This window comes from Flavobacteriales bacterium, from assembly GCA_016704485.1.
Taxonomy (GTDB): domain Bacteria; phylum Bacteroidota; class Bacteroidia; order Flavobacteriales_F; family PHOS-HE28; genus PHOS-HE28.
In genome coordinates this window covers 2,529,550-2,553,577 of sequence record JADJAA010000001.1, presented here as the reverse complement: position 1 = coordinate 2,553,577, position 24,028 = coordinate 2,529,550, and the positions used below count along the sequence as shown (strand labels likewise).

Genomic DNA, 24,028 nt, shown 5'->3' with positions numbered 1-24,028 from the left:
TACACCGACCTGATGATGGACGAACCATCATCACATAGACAGCTTGGAACTTCAACGAATACCATTAGTTGAGCTGTCGTAACTTTACACGACATGGCGCATATATTGATACCCACGGATTTCAGCGCCAATGCGTTCAATGCCGCAGCTTATGCAATTGAACTTTACGGGTCAGCGGGAAACACCTTTACCCTGCTGCATGCGTACATGTCGATCTCTGACCCTACCATTCTTCAGGCTGCTGGATTAGAAGCAGAGATAATGCGTGAGGCAGATTCTGCACTTACGGACCTTGCAGAACAGCTAAGAGAAAAATTTGCCGGAGTTGACCTCGACCTTCAGCAGAGCATGATGACCGGTGATGTGTTCTCCGCCATTCTTGCACATGCTGACGAAGAACAGAACCCGGATCTTGTAGTGATGGGTACTCAAGGCGCAAGCGGCTTAGAGGAAGTATTGTTGGGAACGCACACTGCGGATGTGATCAAACGCTGCCATTTACCAGTGCTCACGATACCCGAAGAGGCCAAATACAGAACCCCTCGACGTATTGTAATGGCCGATGATGGCGGTCCTGTGGATCGTGCATCCATCAAAGTCCTGGTTGACATTGCACGATGGTCCCAAAGTGAGATCATGATCGTTCGCGTCTTCCAGAAAGAAGGCGCCAGCAATACTGATGATCACGATTCCCCCTACGATGTAGTGCTCGGCGCGATCCCGCATTCATTCCATAGCATAAGTGGAGAGAACGTTTCGAAGGCATTGCACGATATGGCCGATCAAAGCGATGCTGATCTGGTCGTGGTCATGCATCGTCAACGCAGTATGTTCGCCCAGCTCTTTCATAGAAGCACAGCGGCGAAGCTCGCCATGCACACCCACATTCCTATGCTGGTGCTGCAACAGGGTACGAACTAATGGCCGGATCCATCCGCGGCGGCTTGCCCATCTTTTCCTTCAAAGGCATCGGTGTATTCATACACTGGACGTTCCTGCTGTTGCCGGCGTACATCGCGTTCAGTGGCTGGCAGGATGGTATGGTGCTATCCGAGATCCTCCAGGAAGTGGGCTTAGTGCTGATCGTATTCGTCTGCGTACTGCTCCATGAGTTCGGACACTCGCTAACGGCGTTGCGCTATGGCGTGCGAACAAAGAACATCGTGTTATTGCCTATTGGTGGAGTAGCCAGCTTGGAGCGTATGCCCGAAGAACCACACAAGGAATTCTGGATCACGCTGGCCGGGCCGATGGTGAATCTTGTGATCGCGCTACTGGCGTTCGGGTTGATAGCGATCACGGGAGTAACTGAATCTTTCTCGGATATTCTTTTAGGCGCGACCGAGTGGACCAGCACATTGATGTTCATTTTCGGGATGAATATTTTTCTGTTCCTGTTCAATCTGATCCCGGCCTATCCCATGGATGGCGGAAGATTATTACGCTCACTACTAAGTATGCGTATGCCACGACCTAAGGCAACGAAAATTGCGGGTCGCATTGGTCAAGTGATGGCGGTGCTATTCGTACTGGCCGCTATTTATCAGGAAGCACCCTTCCTTGGGCTGATCGGCGTGTTCATTTTCATGGCAGCTGGTGCCGAGATCCGCACATTAGCGCCTAAGACCACAGCAAATGCCGGACTGATACGGTCGCACATGACATCAACCTTCACTTCACTATTGGGCACCAACACGGTCGCAAAAGCGTTGGAGGAATTGGCTCGTAACGATGAAGAACTAATAGTCGTGTTGGACACTAACGAAGTGAAAGGCATCATAACCCGTGATGAACTGCTTGCTACTTCTCCGGAAACGTTGCTTTCAGCATTATCAATAACCCGTGTACCGGCTTGCCGTATCAATGATATGGCGGAACATGTTGGTAGGTACATGCTTACGCATGGCTACCCTATCAGTCTCGTGATGGAGAATGGATCCCTGGTTGGTATTGTAACCGCTGCCAGTTTAAGAGAGCAAGTAGCACCACTCTCCGGCATCTCCGTGCAGCGACCAGAGGTGTTATAGATATTCGTCGTTGGTTGATCCGAGTTCCCTTTGGACAACGCGTTACGACTTCTTTTTCGGTGTATGCAGCGTGAATACCCGTGAGATATTGAATCCGTAATGGATCTCGCGCTTATCCCAGTGGTTGGTGGTCTCGGTAATGAACGCTCGTTCGAACATTCCCGTACTGTTGGTAAAATGTAACTGGAAAACGTGACCACCGGTCTCGATATCAAACCCTACGGATAAGGAATTGGTCGGTTTCAAGTTCGGGTTCGCATTCAATTGAGCAGCGGAATATTCGTGCATTTGATCGGGCAGCACGTAGAAATACTCTGCGCTGAAAGCAACACGCTTGGATAGTTTCACACGACCGCCGATGCCAATATTGATCACGTCGTTCTTATCATCCGAATACGTTGTCAAATTCCGGTGAATGACCCCTGGAGTGATCTGCAATGAGATCCCCTCAGAGAACTTACGACCGATCACCAACTGCATATTGTACGATAACCGATGTGAAAAATGATCTTCCTGCCCGGGCGCATACCATGGAACCTCCTGTGCTACCAATGTCGTTACGGAAGATCCCAATACGAACGAAGCGGTAATGGGCATGCCACATCCTTCTTCACATTGGCGGAGGATCTTATACTTGGCGAAACCATCTACTGTTTTCTGATATCCACTACGGCCTACTCCGATCATCAATCGGTCGGTAACACCATAATCAAACCCAATGCGGACCGAGCTTTGATCGAGTCCGAAAAAATTGGTAATGCCTTCTTCCAACGTTCCGAAGCGGTGCCCGATCTTGAAATCGAGCACTCCATGACCCACGTTCTCAATGCTCTGGCCATTGATCACCCGAGTGGTCTTGAAACTGGCCGTTGAATAGAGCGGCCCTGTTTCTTCGGCACCAAGAAGATCCAAAAGGTCATCTTGGGCATTGGCAGAAACGGCTGTGGAAACACTCAACAGGGCGAACACGAACTTTCTTAGCATCGACAAAGGCGGAAATAGAAGAAAACAACGATACAATGGATCACATTTTGGCAAGTACCAGCGCCACAACTACCTGAACGGTTTCTGCAATGCTCTTTCGTACAACACTAGGGATCACGATATCGTGATCCTCCGGAGCAACAATGAATGTACAATCAGCTTTCATGGTACCGTCCTCGTTCACCACGATGGTCGCTTTTTCCTCGATCCCTTTTGTAACACCGTGGATCGAAAGAACCCCCGCCGCGGTCACGGGATAAGTTCCGGGTTTCGATGCCCCTTCCGGCAAACCGGTAAGTGTGCCTTTGAACGTAGCTTTAGGGAACTTGGCACTTTCCATATAATTCTCGTTGAAGTGTTCCTGCATCAACGCTTTTTCGAACTCGAACCCACGGATCAATGCCGCGAATTCAATAGCACCCGTAGCTGCATCGAAAACACACGTCACCTTGCCATTCTCCGCATGGATCTTTTCCACGGGCGTATCTGATGTGAACGTGATATTACCATCACGCGTGGCATACCTATCCTGTGCGCATAGGCCTAAGGGCAATAATGCGGCTATAAGCATCAATTTCTTCATGTTCTTTCTGTTTTTCATTTCGAGTAGAATTTCCATTGGTAAATATGGGCAGGCTCTTAGGCTCACGATGCTTTACATCGAATGAGTACAATATCCAAAAGCATGCCGGTACAGATCCCTTTAATGGAAGCTTGGTCTCCTGCTTTCCATTCGTTCGGCATGTCGTTCTTTTCAAACTCGCAGACCACACCGGCCAATGCATCACCGGTTTCCAAGGTCACATTGATCCGATCGTTGCTCGTGGGATCCACGGAACGAATGGTTCCGGACACTTGGATCACCTGTTCAACGTGGCCAACGAACCTGTCCGTGGCCGCTTTTTCGTCTGAACTGAATGCTTGGTAAAGTGCATCCGCTGTAACGCTTTCTTTGACCGGCATTGTATCGGTCTCCGCCAGTCCTCTATTGAATTCACTCCAGGCATACCTACCTCCACCCACAAGAGCGATGGTAGCTGCTACGGCGATCATGGTCTTTGGTCTCATGCTGAATATCAATTTGGGGCTCCTGCGTTTACCCAGACCTGTAGCTTTTCCAGATCGCAAGCAGATAATGTACCGTTCGATGGCATGGACCTATCCACAAGTACAAAGGTTTGGAATCTTCCATTGTCCACTACTGCTTTCACTTCAACATATTGGGTAAAGTCACCCGGAGCAGTATTTGGTCCGGATACGTGGCAGCCCGGAATTGCACACCTGCTCTGAATGATGGGTTCTACTTTATTCACATAAAGATCCGCATCGTTCACATCGCCAATATTGCAAAACCTGTATGGGTACAATTCCTGTTCATTGTCATAGTAGCATCCTGAAATTGCAACTAGTAAGGCGAGTCTACCTGCGAGAAAAATAGGTCTTGGCATGTTCAAATTACAAAGATCTCTTACCAACTTAAGGATGAGAAACTAACAGTGACTATCGCATTCCCGGATTTCACATGGCGCGAGAAAGGCTAATATAGGATGAGCGTTCATGAAGGCGGAACAAATATCAGGTCGGATGTAATAAACTCAGTGAACAATGCTGCGAACCGATGTAGATCATCCATCTCAAGAATACCCTGTGAATGTCCTACTAATTGGCGTACTGCGGCTTTGAACGCGGGGCGTTGTCCCCTGCGGATCTTAAGCTCAAACTCCTTCAAAAGCACCGTCAGTCGTGCATTCTTGGCTGCTCCGTGTTCCGATCCTTGTCGACGTATCCGTTTCAAAAGGTCTCGCCCGAATTCTACACCCAATGCATTCCAAAGATCAATGCTCCAGCCTCCAGAATGGCTCAAATGATGGATATGTTTGGGATCCAACGTGTTTACAGAAATAGTATTCAGAACGAGCTGTGCTACCATATGGTAATCCCACCACGGTGCACCAATGAACAAGGGTACGTAGGTCCGCAGTTGGCTTAGGTCATTGCGGTGTATCGCGAAGACATCAAATCCCGCAGTGCAAACCTGACCATCCGTAGAATCCGGCGTAACAAGTTCCATGCGTTGACCTACAAGTGCGTGTCCGGCGGTAACGCCTTCCAAGGTCGATCTCAATTCCTTGAATCCGGCCAATTCAATATCCGCATTCACGAGAACGATCACCTCGGCATCGTCATCCAGAACCCGATCAAGCAGATCGTTCAGCGCTACGAGCGGTCGTGTGATCGCAGGGTGTTGTGCTCTGGGAACCGCTACTGTCCTCAGGTTCGGGAATCTGGTTGCAAGTAAATGCAATTCCGGGGTCGGGTTTAACGACGTGACCGGAAAACCCAACGCATCCCATGAGCGCATGCAATCGAGCTGGTACTGAGCACCCACATCAACACCATCCACCATCCGCACCAAATTCGGTGGAACGCTAGTAAAGAGTGCTATTTTATCACTTGGAATTGCCATTCACAGAACGGGCGATGTGTATGACCGCTTGTATCCGCCAAAGGTCACGCATGAACCGTTGGCATTCAACCGGGATCACATTGTTTTTACGCCGCACAGTTTGCACAGCCAGCTAAGATGTCCGGCATGCAGGGCTTCATGTCGAATTGAATGGGTTACCACATCATGCACGGTATGACCGATCATCGCTATCCCTGTCAAGTTAGGTCCTTGCAAGGCTTCATCCGTCAGTCCTGCAACATGTGCGATCGACTTCGCGTGGATCGAATGGAACAACGTGAGCACCTCATCGAAAGGAGGACGATCGGCGATAGGTACCTGCTGGGCACCAGGCATGAAATGTTTGGCCCATGAGAATTTTTTGAACTCGCCACCTGTGGCCATCAGAATAAGGCCGTTCTGGCTGGCCGTAAGGTGTGCTATCACCCAATACGCGGTGTTGAGTGGAACACCCTCGCAAACAAAAAGCCTTTGCAGGTCCTGATCTTTCAGCTTGTTGAAGTACAACATGGTGTACTCGCGTGAGCGGCCCATCATTTGGGCTAATTGTTGTCCTTGTGTCATGTCGCGTATTTGAAGGGTTGAAGTTGGGGAAAAACTAAGTGATCAACTCCAACGCTAGGTTCGGTACGACAGTCCTATCTTCGCGGCCCTAAAAACCAAAACGGAGAGGTGCCAGAGTGGTTGAATGGGTCTGTCTCGAAAACAGGAGTACTCGCAAGGGTACCGGGGGTTCGAATCCCCCCCTCTCCGCAAAGTCAAAGCCGCGCACGAAGTGCAAGGCTTATTTCTTTTTGGACCGAACCAAGCAAAGCTTCAGTAAAGGCCCAATAAGAAATAAGCCAGCGAGCGAAGCGAGTGCGGCCTTTACTGGAAGCCCACCCAAAAAGGGATAGACTGTCTTAAAGGAGGTGAATTCCGTGCTATAGTGATCTTATCCTTAGAAGCCTTCGAGTTCGCTTGAAAATACGCAGGATCAACTACAGGTGCATCGCATAGCGATTATCCATTGAAGCCAACGCTTCGTAGCTTATTTCTCTCATCTGCGTTGATCATCTCTTTCAGCGTCATCAGCGTTCTATCCTTAACCCTTACTAATTCCAGATCAACCAGAATGTGACAATACCACCAAGGTATCCAAGCACGGCTGGGAAGGTCATTTTCTTCAGGTACCAGATGAAATCGATGTTAATGATCCCCATCGCGGCAACGCCAGCAGCGGAACCGATGATCAATAAGCTACCGCCTGTACCTGCACATAGAGCAAGCAACTCCCAGAATAAATGATCTGCCGGATATTGGCTCATGGGATACATGCCCATGGCGGCAGCAACCAATGGGACGTTATCCACAATGGCCGAGAGCACTCCGATGGCGCCGTTGATCAAATAAATATCTCCTAATGCACTGTCCAACCCTTTGGCCAGTAAGGTCAAATGGCCTGCGACCTGCAACCCAGCAACGGCGACCAGGATCCCTAAGAAGAACAGAACGCTAGGCAGATCGATCTTACGCAGTACAGCGGAAACCAGGAGATCGCCGCGTTGATCAGCATTACTGCGTTGATGGAGGATCTCGGTAACTATCCAAAGAACACCTAGGCCTAACATTACGCCAACGAACGGAGGTAAATGGGTGATCGCTTTGAACACGGGCACGAACAAGAGTGCCGAAACACCCAACCAAAAGACCAACGAACGCTCACCATCGGTCACGTTGCTTTGGTGGTGCCCTGTCAACTTTACCTTATCCGGGCGTTCGATGTTTCCTTTGAGCATGCGGCCGATCCATAATAATGGCAGCACAACGCACACCAAGCTAGGAAGGATCAACTTCATCATGATATTGAATGTGGTGACCTGACCACCCACCCAAAGCATTATCGTGGTAACATCACCGATCGGGCTCCAAGCGCCGCCAGCGTTTGCAGCGATCACGACCACACCGGTAAAGATCCAGAGTGTCTCCTTGTCCTTGATCAACTTGCGCAAAAGCGCGCACATGACGATCGTGGTGGTAAGGTTATCCAGTACTGCGCTCAGAAAGAACGTAAGGATACCCACGATCCACATCAAACTCGTCTTCTTCGTGGATGTGATCCGATCAGTGATCACACGGAAGCCTTCGTAAACGTCTATCAGCTCGACGATGGTCATGGCGCCCATCAGGAAGAACAGAATGCTACCGATCTCGCCTAAGTGCTCATGCAGTTGGTGTATCAAGCCATCGGAACCATGCTCAGCACCATCGGGAAATATACTGTCCTGGCCCAGCATGAGCACCGCCCACACCAGCGCACCGACCAATATCGCCGATGCGGCCTTATTGATGTGTAACGGGTGTTCCAGAGCAATGGCGATATAGCCTAGAACAAAAATGACGGCCATTAAGATGAACATACTGTATCGTTTCCTTTTATCGGGCCACAAGTTTAAGGGTTCCGTAGTGTACAGCCTAGTCTACGACCACGAATACAGCACTAAAAAAAAGCCCCGCGAACGGAGCTTTTTATGTGGGTGGATGACCGGGGTTGAACCGGCGACCTCCGGAATCACAATCCGGCGCTCTAACCAACTGAGCTACAACCACCATTACCCTTCACCTTTCAGCTTGGGGGCTGCAAATGTAATACTTGCATTGCTCATTCCGTTCGGTGTTCCGCGATGATCTGCATTCGATCAACCGTATCCCTTCACTCAGACAACTAACTTACTTTGCGCAACCGTAAAGGATGCACGTTCTATTCATACCCAAATGGTACCCCGGTAGGCAAGATCCGCAGCTCGGGGATTTTCTACGGAAACAGGCGGAGGCAGCATCCAGCTACGTGAAAATGTCCGTGCTGGTCATCGAAGCGGTAGAGGATAATGATCTACAGGAAACGGTAGAAACAACGAAGGACCTGTGGGAACTCCGTATCCCTTATCGGCATAACCGGAACCCAATTGGTGTGATGCGGAAGCTGATCAACCTACGTCGCTATTTGCGTGCTGCGAACCGAGGCCAACAGCGCATTTGGCAAGAACGTGGCAAGCCGGATCTCACGCACGCCTACATCATGACCAGACCCGCATTGGTCGCTTGGTTGTTCAGCAGGAAGTTCCGTATTCCGTACATCATCGGTGAACAGAGCAGTGAATACCTTGATGGCACGATCGAAAAAAAGAGTGCCACGTATTTAGCGGCAAGCCATTTCTTCTTCCGACGGGCGAAGGGGGTAACAGCCGTATCAAGCTTTCTGGGAGATCAACTGATCAAATTGGGATTCACAGCGAAGTATGACGTTGCCCCCAATGTGATACCGGGGCTCGACCGCCCCTTACCACCGCGTGTAAAACCCGGCCAATTCCTGATGGTCGCGGATCTGGTAGACAAGACCAAGAATGTGAGCGGAGTCCTCAACGCATTGCACATCGCTCGCCAAACTGAGCCGGGACTGCGCTTGAGCGTGATCGGCGACGGTCCGGATCGGGATACCCTTCAAAAACTCGCTGCATCGAAAGGATTGAGCCGTTCGGTAGCCTTCTTAGGTCGATTGCCCAATACCGGCGTTCTGGATCATATGGCAACCGTTAGCGCGGTGATCATCAACAGTCGTGTGGAAACCTTTAGTGTAGTGACCGGTGAAGCACTTGCCCAAGGCAAACCAGTGATCGCCACGCGATGCGGAGGACCAATGGCCTTTGTTGAACCGGGAAATGGGATCTTGATCGACATAGATGACGATAATGCCTTGGCGCAAGCGATGATCAAGATCACGCACGATGCGGAGAGCTATGACCCAATTAAGATACGCGCCGGATTGAGTGAACGCTTCAGTCCAAGCGTTGTAGGTGAAACCCTTGCAAAGATCTACACGAAAGCACTGAATGACTGAGCCTAGGACAACCATTCGCGTCGGGGTCTTGTGCAACGGCACCACCTTTGAACGTTGGCAGGCCGATGCGATCCGGCATGTACTAACCGTACCTGGTGTGGATTTGGTAGTGCTCGTGGTGAACGACAAGAAAGCCCGGACCGATCGGTCTTTCCTTCAAAAACTAACGCACTACCCTTTCCGCACTGCGTTGTACCGCCAATACCGGAAGCGCTGGTCAAAGCCGGACGCGATGGTCAACGAGGACCTAAGCGAGTTATTCACGACTGTTCCTCAGTTGAAATGCATCACACAAGGCAATAGTGCCGTGGATCGGTTTGATCAGGAAGACCTGAATGCTATTGCTGCCTATGCACCGGACGTTCTGTTGCGTTTCGGATTCAATATTCTGCAAGGCGGCATCCTAAGACTACCTACATACGGCGTGTGGAGCTTCCACCACGGTGACCCTACGAAATTCCGAGGAGGTCCACCTGCATTCTGGGAGATCATGGAGGGCGACCCCGTGACCGGTGCCGTACTCCAGCGCCTCTCCGAAAGCCTCGATGCCGGACAGATCCTGCGCCAAGGGTGGTTCAAAACGATCGACCACGGCCATACGGAAACGCTGGATGCCGTGCTGAGCAACAGTGCGATCTGGCCTGCACAGGTCATGCGCGAATTCCTTGCTGGCAATACCGCCGCTGCCACAGGCCCAACACCGCTCGAAAAAGGCAAGCTCTATCGTTATCCGGGCAACTTCAAGTTCCTTGGCTTCTTGCGCAAACGCATGGCAAACAAAGCCCGTTTTCATAGTATCGACCTGAACAGGCACGAGGAATGGAACATCGGAATACTGCCGCAATCCATTGATACGCTATTAGAGGAAAACCCCAGCTTGAATGTACGCTGGTTACCTGCACCCGGGGCTGGAACCTTTAGGGCCGACCCCTTCGGATATATCGCTCAGGATGGTGCGTTGAACGTGCTCTACGAGAAATTCGAGCATTCCTTGAACCGTGGTGAACTAGCGCGCATTCGCCCCAAGCCGGACAATACGCTCAAACGCTCTCGGACCATGCTCAAGACCGAGAAGCACCTCTCCTACCCGTACGTGGTCACGCACAACAACACTGTGTATGTGATCCCTGAAAGTGCCGCCGAGGGAAATGTTTCCCTGTACCGGGTCAATGACGCGAATGAAGGACTGGACTTCATCAAGATCTTGTTGGATGAGCCGTTGTTCGACCCTACCGTGTTCCAGCACGATGGCCGTTGGTGGCTGATGGGTACCAAAGCCCCGTTGACCAACGTTACGCTCTACGCTTATTGGAGCAATGACCTGGAGGGGCCGTATACAGCGCATACCTTGAACCCGATCAAATTCGATATCCGATCAGCACGGCCGGGTGGTACACCCTTCCAGAAGGGGAATGAATTGTGGCGCCCTGCGCAGGATAGTAGCAAGACCTATGGCGGCCGGATCGCGATGAATCGCGTATTGGTCCTGACGCCGGATCAGTTCAAGGAAGAGACCGTGAGCTATGTGGAACCCTTCAAGAACACGCACTACGGACAAGGCGTACACACCATCAGTGCGATCGGTGATATGACCCTGGTCGATGGCAAACGCTACGTGACCGTACCGGAGCGAAAAAAGGCGATCCGGACGCGAAAACTGCAGAAATTGAATAGGAATCGCTTGGAATGATCAAACCCATTCTCGGCACGGTGGGTTCGCGGGTCACCATCACCCTTCTCAACCTCTTGTTGGTCATGGCCACCGGCAAAATGCTGGGCGTTACCGGGCTTGGGACCATCAGTCTGATCATTCTGGGCATCACCCTCATCCTGTTGCTAAGCCATGTGGTCGGTGGTGGCGCATTGGCTTATTTAGCACCACGCTATGCCGCGAAACGCTTGCTGGGTCCCGCGTATCTCTGGGCCACGTTATCGGCGTTGGTGGCTTATGGTGTATTGACCATCTTACCGATGGTACCGGACGGTTTCGCTTTGCATGTAGCGGCCTTGGCGTGGTTGTTCGCGTTGGTCTCTATTCACACCAACATGCTTTTGGGCCGCAAGCGGATCGGTGCGCAGAACATGCTGTTGATCCTGCAAAGTGCCTTGTTACTCGGCACATATTGGTTCCTCTTGCACCGCGATGGTGCCGACCTGATGGATTACATACACGCCGCTTACGTCGCACACGGTTGCACGGCATTGATCTCCTGGATAGCGATGTTCAGCTCGGGTGATCCTGTGCCGGACGATGGCCGCTCAGCGTGGAGAGCCTTGTTCCTCCAAGGCGGCATGGTTCAAGGAGCAAATGCCATGCAACTCATCAACTACCGGTTCACGTATGTCTTGCTGGAAACATTACAAGGCCTCGGCATTCTGGGCATCTTCTCGGTAGCCGTGCAACTCGCCGAAAGCGCGTGGTTGGCCCCAAAAAGCTTGGGCACAGTACTCTATGCCGAAGTCAGCAACACCACGGACCCCGTGCGCCAACGCAATGCCACGCTCACCATTCTCAAAGCCGCGCTGGTCTTTGCCGCAGTGGTCGTGATCCTGCTCTTGCTCGTTCCGGAACCCGTGTATCAATGGTTCTTCGGTGATGAGGTCGTTGGGCTGCGCCCCATCATCGCCATCATGGTACCAGGCCTGTTGGCCATGGCCGCCTCGCAAGCCTTCAGCCATTACTTCAGTGGCACAGGCCAGAATCAGCACAACTTGATCGGTAGCGGAATTGCTTTGTGCATTACACTGCTAGCAGGCTACCTCCTGGTAAAGGCCTACGGCCTCTGGGGTGCAGCCGCTACGGCCTCGGTTGCCTATTTCGCCAATGGCATTTACCAAGCGGTTGTTTTCTCGCGGCTTACGGGAGCTAGTGCGCGGCAGTTCTTGCCGGGGCGAGCTGATTGGGAGCGGTTGGTTGGGGTTTTGGGGAAGGTGCGGGGGCGTGGATAAGTTAGGTTGAGAACCTTGTTCCTTAGGTATTCAAGTCTATCAGCTTGTCCTGCACATTCAGATACCATTCTAAAAAGCGTATCGTACTTAACCAGTACATTGTACGGTGAATCCAAGTAGAGATGAAGCTATTCGTCACCTTTTTCGTCCTATCAGTTTCCGCATTCTGCATCGCTCAGCCCACCATTCCAATAACTGACGCGATCTCCGTTGGGAGCACCTTCACGCTAGTTTCTGGAACGTGGTTAGACCAAACTGAAGTGGGAGCGGATATAACGTGGGATTACTCTACAGCTGGAGAAATAAGCATTTTCAACATGACTGTTTCGGAAGTTACTACGAGCAGCTTTGCTTCTCTATTTCCAAGTGCATCAATGGTACTAATAGGCGATGGTTTAAACATGTTCGTGAGTAAAGATGAAGATGTGGTATACACACATGGGTCTGCAAGTGATTTTTCAGAAGTCGTTTTGGATGCACCATTGCCCCTGATCGAATATCCGATATCCATTTCGACGGATTGGACGGCATCGGTTAGTGGAATGAACCAGACAGACTCACAGACTGTTAATACCTCTAGCGTTGCGGTGGGATTTGGCACGCTCTTATTGCCTTGGGGCCAACTAGAGAATGTCCTAAAAGTACATAGTTATTCTACGACAACAAGATTCGGTGACATACTAATTGTCAGCGTAGATACGATGGAATTGTATTACTCGAACAACTTTCCTTGGTATGTAGCACGAACATTAAAACGTCAACGTTACGTCGGCGTTGGGATACCAGACCCTGAGTTCAGTTTCTTATATGCTGGAGAAAACAGTTTCGTCGGAATTGCCGAGCAACAGCATAATGGTATGGTCGTTAAAGCCTTTCCGAATCCAGCATCGGATATGGTGATAATTGCGGCAATGGGGCATAGTCAAGGAACGCAGGTGCAAGTATTCGATGCTGCGGGACGTTCGGTCCAACTCGGTAAGCTTGTGCCGAAGAGCAACTTGGTTCAACTCGATGTTTCTAGTTGGGAGAGCGGGCTGTATGTGGTGAGAGTTAAGCATGCTGATGGGAGCAATGGCAGCGCGCGCTTTATTGTGAATAATTGACTGAGAATTTTATTGAAGCCTGCCATATATAGCCTTCAACGATGTCGTAGTGTTTTGTGGTGAATAGGTGACGGACACATCCGCGACACGATCATACATTCGGATCAAGCAGCGGAACGATCACCAGCCAGCATGATTATCTTAGCCTTCTGCAGCGTTCTTCGCACTGATGCTGGGCAACCAAGAGTTGATCTGGAGCAAAGTGCCTAGACCTGAGCAAGATCCAATGGGGGCAAAAACCGTTTATACCATCGGGCATTCCACCCACAGTCTCGCAGAATTCGCGGAAATGTTGGAGTCATTCGACATTCAAACCCTTGTAGACATCCGGGGAATGCCAGGATCTAGCAAGTTTCCCCACTTCAACAAGGAAGTATTAGAGGTCTCCATGGAGGAAATGGGAATACATTACCTGCACCTTGCTGGCTTAGGCGGAAGGAGAAAGGTCCATAAGGATTCGAAGAATACCCGCTGGGAAAAGGCCTCCTTCAGAGGATATGCCGACTACATGGAAACCGCGGAATTTGAGGCTGCTGCCGCGCAACTGGAGCAGATTGCACGCAAACAACGCACAGCCTATATGTGTGCCGAAGCGGTTTGGTGGCGGTGTCATCGTTCCATGGTTTCCGATCATTTGAAAGCAAAGGGCTGGACGGTGATGCACATCATGGCGATCGGCAAAGCCCAAGAACACCGCTACACGGCGCCGGCACGAAATATTGGTGGAAAAGTCTTTTACAATGAAGAGGCGTAGTGCTACGTGTTGGTCACCTAAGCCGCGGGTCAGACATTGTGAAGTAAGTTGACCAATAGTTGTCCGGCACGGTTCGACCACCTTTACTGATCCCGCCCGAAGGAGCCAGCGCATACGCGTTGTCCAATTGAATAGCCCACTATACCTTCGTGGCCGATGACCAAGACCCTAACACTCACGGCTACGCTACTTTTCAGCGCAATAGGCAACAGCCAAACCGTTGGCTTACTTCAGCACACCCCAGAGAATCTGGAGGATGGCTATGTACTATTCGCGCCAATGTCCGGCACAGAAACTTATTTGATCGACAAATGCGGTCGTGAGGTAAAGAGCTGGAGCAGTGCGTACCGTCCTGGGCAATCGGTGTACTTGTTGCCTGATGGAAAGCTGTTACGTCCTGGGAATGTGGGGAACTTGACATTCAACGCGGGCGGCAAGGGCGGTATCATCGAGATCATTGAATGGGATGGCACGGTTTCATGGAGCTATGACCTTAGCTCGATGGCAATTTGCCAGCACCACGATATCCGCGGATTACCCAATGGCAATGTATTGGCGATCGTATGGGAGAGCAAGACCAGCGGAGATGCCATTAATCAAGGCCGCGATCCCGCGTTAACGCCCAATGCCGTTTGGAGCGAAACCATTCTGGAGATCCAACCCACAGGTCTGACTACCGGCACAGTCGTTTGGAAATGGGATCTTTGGGACCACTTGGTGCAGGACTTTGACCAGAGCAAGCCCAATTTTGGTGTGATCGCTGAGAATCCACAGCTAATGGACATTAATTATGGCGCCAGCGATCTGCAAAGTGATTGGGTCCACATGAATTCGATCGACTATGATCCGGTCTTGGACCAGATCTTACTCAGCCCGCACAGTTTCGACGAGATCTGGATCATAGACCATAGTACAAGCACTGCCGAAGCGGCCAGCCATAGCGGAGGCAATTCTGGCCAAGGTGGCGACCTGCTCTACCGATGGGGCAATCCAGCGGTCTACGGCCAAGGGTCGAACCAGGACAAAAAGCTCTTTGGGCAGCATAACGCACGCTGGATCGAAAATGACCTCCCCTTTGGAGATCACATCATGATCTTCAACAATGGTGAAGGACGTCCTGATGGTAGCTACAGTACAGTTGAAGTAATAGACCCGCCAGTAATGGGTTGGAACTATGATACCAGCTTGCCTTTTGGTCCGGCCACCACGGCTTGGAACTATAACTACGGCGACCCACACAATTACTATGCACAGCGTCTTTCAAGTGCGCAGCAGCTTAGAAATGGAAACGTATTGATAACGAACGGTCCGGCAGGCATTTTCACGGAAGTAAATGCTGTAGGCGATCCGGTTTGGAACTACGTTAACCCGGTTTCCGGCACAACGATCGCTCCTCAATATTCCATACCATCTTCGAATAATGCATTCCGGAGCGCCTTCTATCCAATTTCTTACTCAGGATTTGCGGGTCAAACGCTCGTTGCGGGAACTACCATTGAGGACACGAACCCTGTGTCGGATGCATGCGGCCTAACGGTAGGTTTAATGGAAAGCACAGGTTATGACGTTCTGGAAGTCTACCCGAACCCTGCGTTCGATAACATCACGATCCAGTTCGGTAGTGCGATCCCACAGGGCACTAGGCTCAGCATGTATAATGCAATAGGCCAATGTATTTACAGTCATTTCATAACCAGCTCAAACACAGTTTACACGATCCCGGTCGCGGAATTTTCCGGCGGGATGTATGTTGTGAAGGTAAATGGCCGTGACCTTCACTGGGAACGCCGCTTGACTATCGTACGATAATTTATCGGACTATGGAATTACCCTTCAATGGGTAAACACCAAGACTCCACTTTGCCCCTTAACCTGCATCTGGTCTTTCGTCTGAAATATCCTCGGATCAACTTTGATCAAAGGACAACAGATCATTGATCTTCAGTGGTTTTTGAGACGTATATCCTTCGCCATAGGTCGTTCCGATCAACCGGCCCATTTCGCGTGCTCTGCCTTCTAGAAAGGGTAGGAAATCAGGAGTTGCGATGGGGCTAGTTGGTTCGGTGCTGTTCGGGTCGTGGAACTGAGAAGCAAAGCACTTAAGCGCGGCTAACTTATTTGACCAATAAGGGGTTATGTCAACTACAAGGTCCGGCTGGATGTAGTGATCTTGGATCGCATGAAAAACCTGAGAAGGTCTCCATGGAACTTGATCCAATCCGTTATGTGTAGTAATAATTCGCCTTAATCCACTCAGGAAAGCGGCCTCGTTGACCAGTTCCGCACCGCGTCCATGATCGGGGTGACGGTCCCGTACGGCATTGGTCAACAGCACCTTAGGTCGGTGACGACGTATGGAAGCGATCACTTTGTGCAAACTTAGCTCATCGGGCCTAAAGAACCCATCTGGAAGCCCTATCTGATAACGGAAAGAGACACCCAGGAACTTCGCTGCTGCCTCAGCTTCTTGTTTACGGATCTCCGGGGTTCCGCGCGTACCTAGTTCGCCAGCCGTTAATTCCACCAAGCCAACAGAATGGCCCAAGGATCGATGGTGCAGGATCGTCCCAGCCATGGATATTTCAACATCATCCGGGTGTGCGGTAACGCACAACATATCAACATGATCAGCAGTTACTTGCCCAGCCATTCTACAATCTCTTTGTCAAGCGGAGAAACAGCAGAACCGAACGACATTACAAGGTGTCCATCGGCATCAATAAGATACTTATGGAAATTCCACTTTACGCTGGATTCCAGCACTCCGTTCAATTCTTTGTGAGTGAGCCAGTTATATACCGCATGCTGACCTTCACCTTTGGTCTGCACTTTACCCATCATTGGGAAGGTAACCCCGTAATTCTTCTGACAGAATGTCGCGATCTCAGCTTCTGAACCCGGCTCCTGTTTTCCAAAATCGTTACTTGGAAATCCTATGATGATCAATCCTTTATCCTTGTATACCTCATATAATTCTTGAAGCTGAGCGTACTGGGGAGTATAACCACATTCACTCGCCGTATTCACTACGATCACCTTATGTCCACGAAGCTGATCGAATTTGTAAAGTTGGCCATTGATATCGGTAGCTGTAAGATCATGAAATGCCATAGGGGGAGGTTGTTGAGGATGGTCGATAGGAACGGAAACCGGTCCAGCATGGACACGATCAAAACGCCCGCAGGACATCAAAGGAAGAACAAGGGCGATAAGAGCAAGCTGTGAATGCATGGTCGTACAAAGATCGGGGAATAATCAGGTTGGATCAAAAATATCCCAACCCTCGGAGTCCAATCCAATGTAGAACAACTGAATGGTCGTTCGTGTTCATTGATCGATCTACGGCACTGATACAACTTCTGGCAGCTTTCAACGCCACCCTGATCAGCGCCCAGTGAACCTCGATCATGACGATCGGAAACGAGCGCAAAATAAATATTGTCTCCCCCCTAACAAAAAGAGTGGGTCATGCGTACAAATGCGCATGTCACCTTTACCTACCCTGATCCTTCTGACCCTTCTTCCGTTCACATTTGACCTCTGTGCACAAACGGAAGTACGCATTACGAACGTTGCCGCTTTAAGTGAGCCGGTGAACATTGGCGCAGATCCCATAGCCAGAGCGGGCATACAGGCACAGGGGGTCGAACAGGAGCGCTTGGAGGAGGTCATCAACTTTTCTCGCCCTGCGTATTGGCCAATTGGCCTCCGATCCGATAGTGCGCGCAACGTGAATGCTGAAACAGCCAAGAACTATGTGGCTTTCCTTGTTTGCAGTTATCACACTGCGGAGATCCCGATGGTCATCATTCGTATTCCAGCCGCATCAAACATTCATATGCCAGAAGACATGCGCATGGGACAAGACTTCTACCTGGTGTTGACCGAAGACGACATAATTGCAGCCCCAACGCGGGTTTCAGCATCTAAGCCAAGCAAAGGGCCCGCTTATGGACGTATGCCTAAAGCCAGGATCAAAAAACCAGAGGGAGTGTATGCTACTTATGACCTCGGCAAGGATCCAGCGGCTTTGGAAGTATTGGAACGTCGAGGCTTGAGCAAACAGGAGATCGAAGCAGTGGTATTCCGCAGTCAACAACGGAACTGGCCTGATGGTATCGATAGTTTCGAGGAGCGCTTTCCAAAACTTGCCAAGTTCAAGAAATTCAAAGCCTTCAGTGCTGCCAAGTGGGACGGCAAGGTCCTGTTGATCATTCCAGCGGAAAAGAACAAGAAAGTCCACCCCACCTTACGGCCGTATCTCGACATTTACATGGTGTACGAGGAGAACAGTGTAGCTGTAGCCGGGAAAGGGCGGTAATTGTCCTCGGACACTTACACGTACTGAGTTACCTTAGCGCCGCGCCGACCATCCAATAGCGCAGGCAATTTGAAACCCACGGAAATAGCCCATCTCCTGCGTCTGGAATTGGCGCTGGATATGCGTCAGCGGGCTGCTTGGGGTGGTATGTTGCTCTATGTGGTCAGTGCTGTTTACGTCTGTTTCCTAGCTGTAAAGAATGGGCTGGGTACAGCCACTTGGAACGCTTTGTTCTGGGTCATTCTATTATTCGCAGCATTCAATGCCTTGGCGCGATCGTTCCAGCGGGAAGACAATAGCCGGCAACTCTACCTGTACACCTTAGTAGATCCACGCAGCGTGGTCATGGCCCGGACGTTGTACAATGCGGCTACCATGATGATCCTAAGCCTATTAAGCCTTGTATTCTTCGTCCTGTTCTTGGGCGATGGTGCTTTGGACAATGCTGATCTTGGCCTGTTCATTTTAGCAGTTGTGCTAGGCGGGATCGGATTTGCCGCAGTGCTTACGTTGGTCTCGGCTATTGCAGCGCGTGCTGGTAATGGCCTTGGTTTGATGGCGATCCTAGGCTTCCCGATCGTGCTGCCCATGTTGCTAGCGGTCATGCGGGCCAGTAAGCTTTCCTTGGATGGCGTGGCATGGAGCGTGAGCAGCACTTACTTCGGTGGGATCGTGCTGTTGGTGGTGATCACGGTCACGTTGGCGTGGGTATTGTTCCCGTACCTTTGGCGGGACTAGTTAGGATCAGAAAATTAGATGATCAGACACTTCGGCTTCGCTCAGTGCATGCAATTAGAAGATCAAGTGGGACACGCTTATGTTGATCAACTAGGACAAGAAGTTCAGACAGGGCCAAATATGTGCTGGCTATTAACCAATGATCATTCACGTTCCAGGCTGAACTACGCTCAACAAACACCTATCAACTAACATCCAATGTTACACTGGTGGTGGAAAATAGTAGGTGTAGTGCTGCTTTTGGGGGCATCGGTTGCTGCTTTATGGGTACCGCTTTCACCTGCGTTGGTGCATGTGGAACCGGGACGGATCTCTCCTGGGCCACAAGAGATCACGGTAACGGGCTACAACACGCAGTTCGCGGCTGAGCCTGTTCAGGTATACTTGGAAAATGGAACAGATCGGATCTGCGCCGATCAGGTTGAGGTGGTTTCCCCTACTCTGTTGAAGGCGACCTTTTCGATTCCCGAAGGGTTGAAAGAGAACTTGACGACCATATCCGTTTGGAATGCACAAAGCGGCAAGATCGTTATGCCGGGAGCCTTATTCACGAATGGGACCGGAGCTGGTGTAGGCACCACGGATTGCCCCGAGCCCGATGCAGCGTTTGGTGCGAAGGCGTTCACCTTTCCGAACCGGAGCATTCTGTACGAGAGCATTCGCAATCTCTGTTTCCACGTACCGATGTGGTTCACAATGATCGTGATCATGGGAATTTCCGTTTGGCAGAGCATCCGTGCATTGGGCAGCAATACATTGGTCCATGATCGCGCGGCTGTGCAAGCTGTTCACGTGGGACTCGTATTTTGTTTCTTGGGACTCATAACCGGTTCCATTTGGGCGCGCGGAACGTGGGGAGCCTTCTGGACCAACGATGTAAAACTCAATGGAGCAGCAGTAACAGCGCTTATCTACCTCGCCTATCTCGTTCTCCGCGGATCCGTCCAGGATGCACACAAACGGGCACGCCTAGCTGGCATTTACAACATCTTCGCCTTCGTGTTGTTGGTCATGTTCCTCTTCGTGGTACCGCGCCTCAATGCTATTGATAGCCTTCACCCCGGTAATGGTGGCAACAGTGGCTTCAACGACCTTGATCTCGACCAACGCTTACGCACCGTATTCTACCCTGCCTGTATGGGCTGGATCATCATGGGCGTTTGGATGTACGACCTTCGTTTACGCGCCGCCACCTTTCGCGAACACCTTGACCAATGAAACCGACCGCACTCATTCTACTGCTCTTTACCCCACTGATCGCTGCCGCTCAAGCCCCGAGCTGGCTGGAAAGCTCGTTGTATAGCGGAGGAAAGATCAATACGGTCATTGCCGTTGTGGCTGTGATCATCATCGGCCTTAGCCTGTGGATGTTCATGATGGACCGGCGGTTGAAGAAGATGGAGGAAAGGATAGACTCCGGGTCAAGCCCGGAGTGACAGCCGAGAGTGACGATTGCAAGAAAACACACCAATAAAAATGAAACGTAGCCACATCATCTCCATCGTGATCATCGCCGTAGCGATCGGCGCGTTGATCGGTTCATTGAGCGATAGCAGCACCTATGCCGATCTGTCCCAGGCCTTAGCGAATCCGGGAAAGGAATACCACGTGGTGGGCGTATTGGACCGTTCACAGGATATCGTTTACGAGCCATCGTTGAACGCTAGCCTCACTACGTTCACCATGACCGACCTCGAGGGCAAGAGCTGCACCGTGCATTTGAACAAAGCAAAACCGCAGGATCTGGAACGCAGCGAACGGCTGGTATTGATCGGAAATGCCAACGCCAATGGCGAATTCGAAGCGCATGACATGCTGATGAAATGCCCATCGAAATACAACGAAGAACATAAAATTGAAGGGTAACGGTTCGGGCGGATGACCATCCTCCCACAACTGATTACGCGAACGAAGGACTGCATGATCGACTACGTAGGTGAACACGCCTTGGCAGGGCAACTGGGACATTTCTTTGCCATCCTTTCCGTGGTGGGCGCTATGCTGGCAACGGTCGGCTATTTTTTTGGTGCGAATAAACTCGATAAAAGCTGGGAATCTTTGGGACGATTGGGTTTCCGGATGCATTCGGTAGCGGTGTTGGCCATTGTGGTAACGCTTTTTACCATGCTGTTCAAGCATTGGTTCGAGTATGATTACGTTTGGAAACACAGCAACTTGCAGATGCCCATGCGGTACATCGCGAGCTGTTTCTGGGAGGGTCAGGAAGGCTCGTTCCTCCTGTGGACCTTCTGGCACATGGTCCTTGGGAATATCCTGATCTACGGCTGGAAGCGCAATTCCACATGGGAAGCACCCGTTATGACCGTGATCGCGCTGGTACAAGTGTTCTTAGCGTTCATGCTCTTGGGCATCTATTTCGGTGATCTGCGCTTGGGCAGCAGTCCCTTCCTGCTCATTCGTGAATTGCCCGAAAATCTAGGACTTCCTTGGACCGGCATGGCGGGTTACCTCGCAGCTATCCCGCAGTTCCAAGATGGTCGCGGTCTGAATCCCTTGTTACAGAATTATTGGATGGTGATCCACCCGCCGACCTTGTTCCTAGGATTTTCCGCTACTGTCATCCCGTTCGCTTACGCCATTGCTGGACTCTGGCGCGGAGATCGCAAAGGATGGATCACACCCGCATTGCCGTGGGCCTATTTCGGAGTGATGATCCTGGGCATCGGCATTTTAATGGGTGGCGCTTGGGCGTACGAAGCTTTGAGCTTTGGCGGATTCTGGGCATGGGATCCAGTAGAGAACGCCTCACTCGTTCCATGGCTGACCTTGGTCGGCGCAGCGCATCTGATGCTGGTCAACAAAAAGAAGGAAACATCGCTCTTTGCCACGCTATTCCTTACGTTGCTCACGTTCATCCTTATTCTGTATTCAACCTTCCTGACCCGCAGCGGAGTATTGGGCGATACCAGTGTACACAGCTTCACGGGCGACGGCATGTTACCCGCGTTGGTGCGCTTCCTGTTGATCTTCATCGGGATCAGCGTGGCAATGTTGATCCCTAGCAAAAGTCAGCGTTGGTTTTATGTCGGGATCAGTTCCAGCCTAATGGTTCTCGGCATCGGATTAGAGATAGATGTACCGGCGATCATCCTATTCGGTGCCATCAGCATTGGGATGTTGGTCAGTGCCTTTCGCACCGGTTATAGGGATCATAGTGCTGAAGAGTCGTTGAAGTCGCGTGAATTCTGGATCTTCATCGCCTCCATCGTCCTGTTGCTCAGCGCGATACAGATCACCTTCAGTACCAGTGTACCGGTCTTCAATATCCTGTTGGAGCCATTCGACAAGGTCTTCAGCTGGCTCGGCAATGCAACGGGCAGTGAGTTCTTGAACACGTTGGCTACGAAAAAGCTTGCACCACCTACGCCGGCCATTGCGCACTATAACAAATGGCAAGTACCCTTCGCCTTTATTGTGAGCATTCTCGTTGCTTTCACCCAATACTTGCGGTGGAAGGACAGCGACATGAAGCGCTTTTGGAAGACCATCTCCATATCAGTGATCATTGCAGCAACAGCCACCGGATGGGGCATCTATTTCTTCGAGTTCACCTTGGCTGAACTACCGTTGATCGCGCTGTTCTTTGGTTCCACCTTCGCTGCTGTTGCCAATGCGACTTACATCGGCAAAGTGCTCAAGGGCAACTTCAATCATGCTGGTGCATCCATAGCACACGTTGGGTTTGCTTTGGTGTTGCTGGGCGCGCTGATCAGCACTGGCCGGCAGAATGAGGTCAGTCGGAACAGCCAAGGAATGGACCTGCGTTTCTTGAGCGAGAACTTCAGTAATAGCACGGATATTCTGCTCTACAAAGGGGACACCGTGCGTATGGCCGATCACTATGTCCATTACCGCAAGAAGCATGTGGATGGTGTGAATGTGGTCTTCGAGACGGATTACTTCGCAGTAGTGCCCACCACATACCATACCAACGACACCGTGCGTGTGGGCGACATGCTTTTCAGCGCAAAGAACGATCATACCGCCACGGCTGTATTCTTGGCCGATCAACCCGATCACTGGTTAGCCTTGGAACAATACCCGCGCCGCTTGATGTGGAATGCCCGCGAATGGAGTGCAACGCATCCCGGCAAGCAAGTATTTGAATTGGCACCCTTCATTCAGATCAACCCGAAATTCGGGAACGTAGCAGAGCCGAGCACCAAACATTGGTTGCACCGTGACCTCTACACACACGTGCGGTATGCGGATCAGGAAGTACCCGGTGGTGATACATTGGATGATGCTTGGATGCCGGATCGGCTCTATGAAAAATCCGTTGGCGATAGCATCGTGACCCCAACTGCTTTGGCGATCATTGATAGCGTGTACGTGGTGCGCGATAGCAGCACCAAGCAAATGCTGGGAGACCGCTTCACCGTTCATGCCATCAAACTGCGTGTGCGCGATCTCTACCGCCCGGATCGATGGTTCGAGGCTCGTCCGTTGGTAGTCTATTCTGACGGTGAACCGGTAGCTGGCAAAAGCGCCGAGATCGCAGCCCTGCGTATCCGATACGATCTGGCTACGGTAAACGGTGAAGCACTGGGCATCAATGTCGCTGAGAGCGAATTCCTGGTGATGCAAGCGATCGTCTTCCCGGGTATCAACATCTTGTGGATCGGATGTATCTTGCTGTTCCTCGGAACGTTGTTGGCCGTGGTGAAACGGGTGAGAGGAAAGCGATCAGACAAATAGATGGATCACAACTTTGCGCGGGGAAACAACGATCCGCACAACCTGAGCCGGTTCTGCAGTATCAGCTAATCCGCGAATCATCGCATCAG

23 protein-coding genes and 2 tRNA genes are annotated in these 24,028 nt (G+C 51.1%); 15 read left to right on the top strand and 10 right to left on the bottom strand.

Annotated elements, in window-relative coordinates; all coding sequences use genetic code 11:
* Window positions 1-93 precede the first annotated feature (93 nt).
* The gene (locus tag IPF95_10975) at window positions 94-921 is read left to right on the top strand and encodes a universal stress protein (GenBank protein MBK6475212.1); all 828 of its coding nucleotides are present in this window, start codon (window positions 94-96) and stop codon (window positions 919-921) included.
* Window positions 921-2,027, top strand: coding sequence for a site-2 protease family protein (locus IPF95_10970; protein ID MBK6475211.1), 1,107 nt, complete (start codon window positions 921-923; stop codon window positions 2,025-2,027). Before IPF95_10975 ends, IPF95_10970 begins: the two co-directional genes overlap by 1 nt.
* A 42-nt stretch (window positions 2,028-2,069) precedes the next feature.
* On the opposite strand, the gene IPF95_10965 is transcribed toward IPF95_10970, so the two are convergent.
* The 6 genes from IPF95_10965 to IPF95_10940 form a co-directional block, all read right to left on the bottom strand.
* On the bottom strand, window positions 2,070-3,011 hold the full coding sequence (locus tag IPF95_10965) for a hypothetical protein (GenBank protein ID MBK6475210.1): 942 nt from the start codon (window positions 3,009-3,011) through the stop codon (window positions 2,070-2,072).
* Window positions 3,012-3,051: 40 nt separating this feature from the next.
* Entirely contained in the window at window positions 3,052-3,594 is a 543-nt protein-coding gene (locus IPF95_10960; GenBank protein MBK6475209.1) for a YceI family protein, read from the bottom strand.
* Between the two features lie 62 nt (window positions 3,595-3,656).
* Window positions 3,657-4,079 (bottom strand): hypothetical protein, encoded by a 423-nt coding sequence (locus IPF95_10955; protein ID MBK6475208.1) that lies wholly within the window; start codon window positions 4,077-4,079, stop codon window positions 3,657-3,659.
* Window positions 4,080-4,087: 8 nt separating this feature from the next.
* Window positions 4,088-4,459, bottom strand: coding sequence for a hypothetical protein (locus IPF95_10950; GenBank protein MBK6475207.1), 372 nt, complete (start codon window positions 4,457-4,459; stop codon window positions 4,088-4,090).
* A 107-nt stretch (window positions 4,460-4,566) separates the two neighbouring features.
* Window positions 4,567-5,478 carry a hypothetical protein gene (locus IPF95_10945; protein ID MBK6475206.1) on the bottom strand — a complete coding sequence of 304 codons (912 nt, stop codon included), beginning with the start codon at window positions 5,476-5,478 and terminating at the stop codon, window positions 4,567-4,569.
* A 75-nt stretch (window positions 5,479-5,553) separates the two neighbouring features.
* The gene (locus tag IPF95_10940; protein MBK6475205.1) at window positions 5,554-6,042 is read right to left on the bottom strand and encodes a DinB family protein; all 489 of its coding nucleotides are present in this window, start codon (window positions 6,040-6,042) and stop codon (window positions 5,554-5,556) included.
* A gap of 102 nt (window positions 6,043-6,144) precedes the next feature.
* Between IPF95_10940 and IPF95_10935 the strand changes: the two genes are divergently transcribed.
* Window positions 6,145-6,231: transfer RNA gene (locus tag IPF95_10935), tRNA-Ser, on the top strand.
* Between the two features lie 341 nt (window positions 6,232-6,572).
* On the opposite strand, the gene nhaD is transcribed toward IPF95_10935, so the two are convergent.
* Both nhaD and IPF95_10925 read right to left on the bottom strand, forming a co-directional pair.
* Window positions 6,573-7,877 (bottom strand): sodium:proton antiporter NhaD, encoded by a 1,305-nt coding sequence (gene nhaD / locus IPF95_10930; GenBank protein ID MBK6475204.1) that lies wholly within the window; start codon window positions 7,875-7,877, stop codon window positions 6,573-6,575.
* Window positions 7,878-7,993: 116 nt separating this feature from the next.
* Window positions 7,994-8,067 (bottom strand) — tRNA-His (locus IPF95_10925).
* Between the two features lie 142 nt (window positions 8,068-8,209).
* On the opposite strand from IPF95_10925, the gene IPF95_10920 reads away from it, so the two are divergent.
* From IPF95_10920 to IPF95_10895, 6 genes are all read left to right on the top strand, one after another.
* A complete protein-coding gene (locus IPF95_10920; protein ID MBK6475203.1) occupies window positions 8,210-9,355 on the top strand; it encodes a glycosyltransferase in 1,146 nt (381 codons plus the stop codon).
* Complete coding sequence (locus tag IPF95_10915; GenBank protein ID MBK6475202.1) at window positions 9,348-11,045, top strand: hypothetical protein; 1,698 nt, start codon at window positions 9,348-9,350, stop codon at window positions 11,043-11,045. Before IPF95_10920 ends, IPF95_10915 begins: the two co-directional genes overlap by 8 nt.
* The gene (locus IPF95_10910) at window positions 11,042-12,304 is read left to right on the top strand and encodes a polysaccharide biosynthesis C-terminal domain-containing protein (protein ID MBK6475201.1); all 1,263 of its coding nucleotides are present in this window, start codon (window positions 11,042-11,044) and stop codon (window positions 12,302-12,304) included. Before IPF95_10915 ends, IPF95_10910 begins: the two co-directional genes overlap by 4 nt.
* A gap of 122 nt (window positions 12,305-12,426) precedes the next feature.
* Complete coding sequence (locus tag IPF95_10905; GenBank protein MBK6475200.1) at window positions 12,427-13,407, top strand: T9SS type A sorting domain-containing protein; 981 nt, start codon at window positions 12,427-12,429, stop codon at window positions 13,405-13,407.
* A 226-nt stretch (window positions 13,408-13,633) separates the two neighbouring features.
* Window positions 13,634-14,161: a DUF488 domain-containing protein gene (locus IPF95_10900; protein ID MBK6475199.1), complete on the top strand. Its 528-nt coding sequence runs from the start codon at window positions 13,634-13,636 to the stop codon at window positions 14,159-14,161.
* A gap of 156 nt (window positions 14,162-14,317) precedes the next feature.
* A complete protein-coding gene (locus IPF95_10895) occupies window positions 14,318-15,970 on the top strand; it encodes an aryl-sulfate sulfotransferase (protein MBK6475198.1) in 1,653 nt (550 codons plus the stop codon).
* A gap of 97 nt (window positions 15,971-16,067) precedes the next feature.
* On the opposite strand, the gene bshB1 is transcribed toward IPF95_10895, so the two are convergent.
* The gene (gene bshB1, locus IPF95_10890) at window positions 16,068-16,811 is read right to left on the bottom strand and encodes a bacillithiol biosynthesis deacetylase BshB1 (GenBank protein MBK6475197.1); all 744 of its coding nucleotides are present in this window, start codon (window positions 16,809-16,811) and stop codon (window positions 16,068-16,070) included.
* Window positions 16,796-17,272 carry a glutathione peroxidase gene (locus IPF95_10885; protein ID MBK6475196.1) on the bottom strand — a complete coding sequence of 159 codons (477 nt, stop codon included), beginning with the start codon at window positions 17,270-17,272 and terminating at the stop codon, window positions 16,796-16,798. The genes bshB1 and IPF95_10885 overlap by 16 nt, the downstream gene beginning before the upstream one ends.
* A gap of 373 nt (window positions 17,273-17,645) precedes the next feature.
* On the opposite strand from IPF95_10885, the gene IPF95_10880 reads away from it, so the two are divergent.
* The 6 genes from IPF95_10880 to ccsA (IPF95_10855) all read left to right on the top strand — a co-directional run bounded on the left by IPF95_10880 (window position 17,646) and on the right by ccsA (IPF95_10855) (window position 23,939).
* Window positions 17,646-18,482, top strand: a complete 837-nt coding sequence (locus tag IPF95_10880) for a hypothetical protein (protein ID MBK6475195.1) — start codon at window positions 17,646-17,648, stop codon at window positions 18,480-18,482.
* 69 nt (window positions 18,483-18,551) lie between these two features.
* Window positions 18,552-19,220 carry a heme exporter protein CcmB gene (locus IPF95_10875; protein MBK6475194.1) on the top strand — a complete coding sequence of 223 codons (669 nt, stop codon included), beginning with the start codon at window positions 18,552-18,554 and terminating at the stop codon, window positions 19,218-19,220.
* Between the two features lie 198 nt (window positions 19,221-19,418).
* Complete coding sequence (gene ccsA, locus IPF95_10870) at window positions 19,419-20,438, top strand: cytochrome c biogenesis protein CcsA (GenBank protein ID MBK6475193.1); 1,020 nt, start codon at window positions 19,419-19,421, stop codon at window positions 20,436-20,438.
* Window positions 20,435-20,656, top strand: coding sequence for a CcmD family protein (locus tag IPF95_10865; GenBank protein ID MBK6475192.1), 222 nt, complete (start codon window positions 20,435-20,437; stop codon window positions 20,654-20,656). Before ccsA (IPF95_10870) ends, IPF95_10865 begins: the two co-directional genes overlap by 4 nt.
* A gap of 40 nt (window positions 20,657-20,696) precedes the next feature.
* Window positions 20,697-21,086, top strand: coding sequence for a cytochrome c maturation protein CcmE (locus IPF95_10860; GenBank protein MBK6475191.1), 390 nt, complete (start codon window positions 20,697-20,699; stop codon window positions 21,084-21,086).
* 54 nt (window positions 21,087-21,140) lie between these two features.
* Complete coding sequence (ccsA, locus tag IPF95_10855; GenBank protein ID MBK6475190.1) at window positions 21,141-23,939, top strand: cytochrome c biogenesis protein CcsA; 2,799 nt, start codon at window positions 21,141-21,143, stop codon at window positions 23,937-23,939.
* Window positions 23,940-24,028 lie beyond the last annotated feature (89 nt).

Coding starts and splice junctions, on each gene's coding strand:
- IPF95_10975 (MBK6475212.1), top strand. CDS start 94: ATGGCGCATATATTGATACCCACGGATTTCAGCGCCAATGCGTTCAAT.
- IPF95_10970 (MBK6475211.1), top strand. CDS start 921: ATGGCCGGATCCATCCGCGGCGGCTTGCCCATCTTTTCCTTCAAAGGC.
- IPF95_10965 (MBK6475210.1), bottom strand. CDS start 3,011: ATGCTAAGAAAGTTCGTGTTCGCCCTGTTGAGTGTTTCCACAGCCGTT.
- IPF95_10960 (MBK6475209.1), bottom strand. CDS start 3,594: ATGAAGAAATTGATGCTTATAGCCGCATTATTGCCCTTAGGCCTATGC.
- IPF95_10955 (MBK6475208.1), bottom strand. CDS start 4,079: ATGAGACCAAAGACCATGATCGCCGTAGCAGCTACCATCGCTCTTGTG.
- IPF95_10950 (MBK6475207.1), bottom strand. CDS start 4,459: ATGCCAAGACCTATTTTTCTCGCAGGTAGACTCGCCTTACTAGTTGCA.
- IPF95_10945 (MBK6475206.1), bottom strand. CDS start 5,478: ATGGCAATTCCAAGTGATAAAATAGCACTCTTTACTAGCGTTCCACCG.
- IPF95_10940 (MBK6475205.1), bottom strand. CDS start 6,042: ATGACACAAGGACAACAATTAGCCCAAATGATGGGCCGCTCACGCGAG.
- nhaD (MBK6475204.1), bottom strand. CDS start 7,877: ATGTTCATCTTAATGGCCGTCATTTTTGTTCTAGGCTATATCGCCATT.
- IPF95_10920 (MBK6475203.1), top strand. CDS start 8,210: ATGCACGTTCTATTCATACCCAAATGGTACCCCGGTAGGCAAGATCCG.
- IPF95_10915 (MBK6475202.1), top strand. CDS start 9,348: ATGACTGAGCCTAGGACAACCATTCGCGTCGGGGTCTTGTGCAACGGC.
- IPF95_10910 (MBK6475201.1), top strand. CDS start 11,042: ATGATCAAACCCATTCTCGGCACGGTGGGTTCGCGGGTCACCATCACC.
- IPF95_10905 (MBK6475200.1), top strand. CDS start 12,427: ATGAAGCTATTCGTCACCTTTTTCGTCCTATCAGTTTCCGCATTCTGC.
- IPF95_10900 (MBK6475199.1), top strand. CDS start 13,634: ATGGGGGCAAAAACCGTTTATACCATCGGGCATTCCACCCACAGTCTC.
- IPF95_10895 (MBK6475198.1), top strand. CDS start 14,318: ATGACCAAGACCCTAACACTCACGGCTACGCTACTTTTCAGCGCAATA.
- bshB1 (MBK6475197.1), bottom strand. CDS start 16,811: ATGGCTGGGCAAGTAACTGCTGATCATGTTGATATGTTGTGCGTTACC.
- IPF95_10885 (MBK6475196.1), bottom strand. CDS start 17,272: ATGGCATTTCATGATCTTACAGCTACCGATATCAATGGCCAACTTTAC.
- IPF95_10880 (MBK6475195.1), top strand. CDS start 17,646: ATGTCACCTTTACCTACCCTGATCCTTCTGACCCTTCTTCCGTTCACA.
- ccsA (MBK6475193.1), top strand. CDS start 19,419: ATGTTACACTGGTGGTGGAAAATAGTAGGTGTAGTGCTGCTTTTGGGG.
- IPF95_10865 (MBK6475192.1), top strand. CDS start 20,435: ATGAAACCGACCGCACTCATTCTACTGCTCTTTACCCCACTGATCGCT.
- IPF95_10860 (MBK6475191.1), top strand. CDS start 20,697: ATGAAACGTAGCCACATCATCTCCATCGTGATCATCGCCGTAGCGATC.
- ccsA (MBK6475190.1), top strand. CDS start 21,141: ATGATCGACTACGTAGGTGAACACGCCTTGGCAGGGCAACTGGGACAT.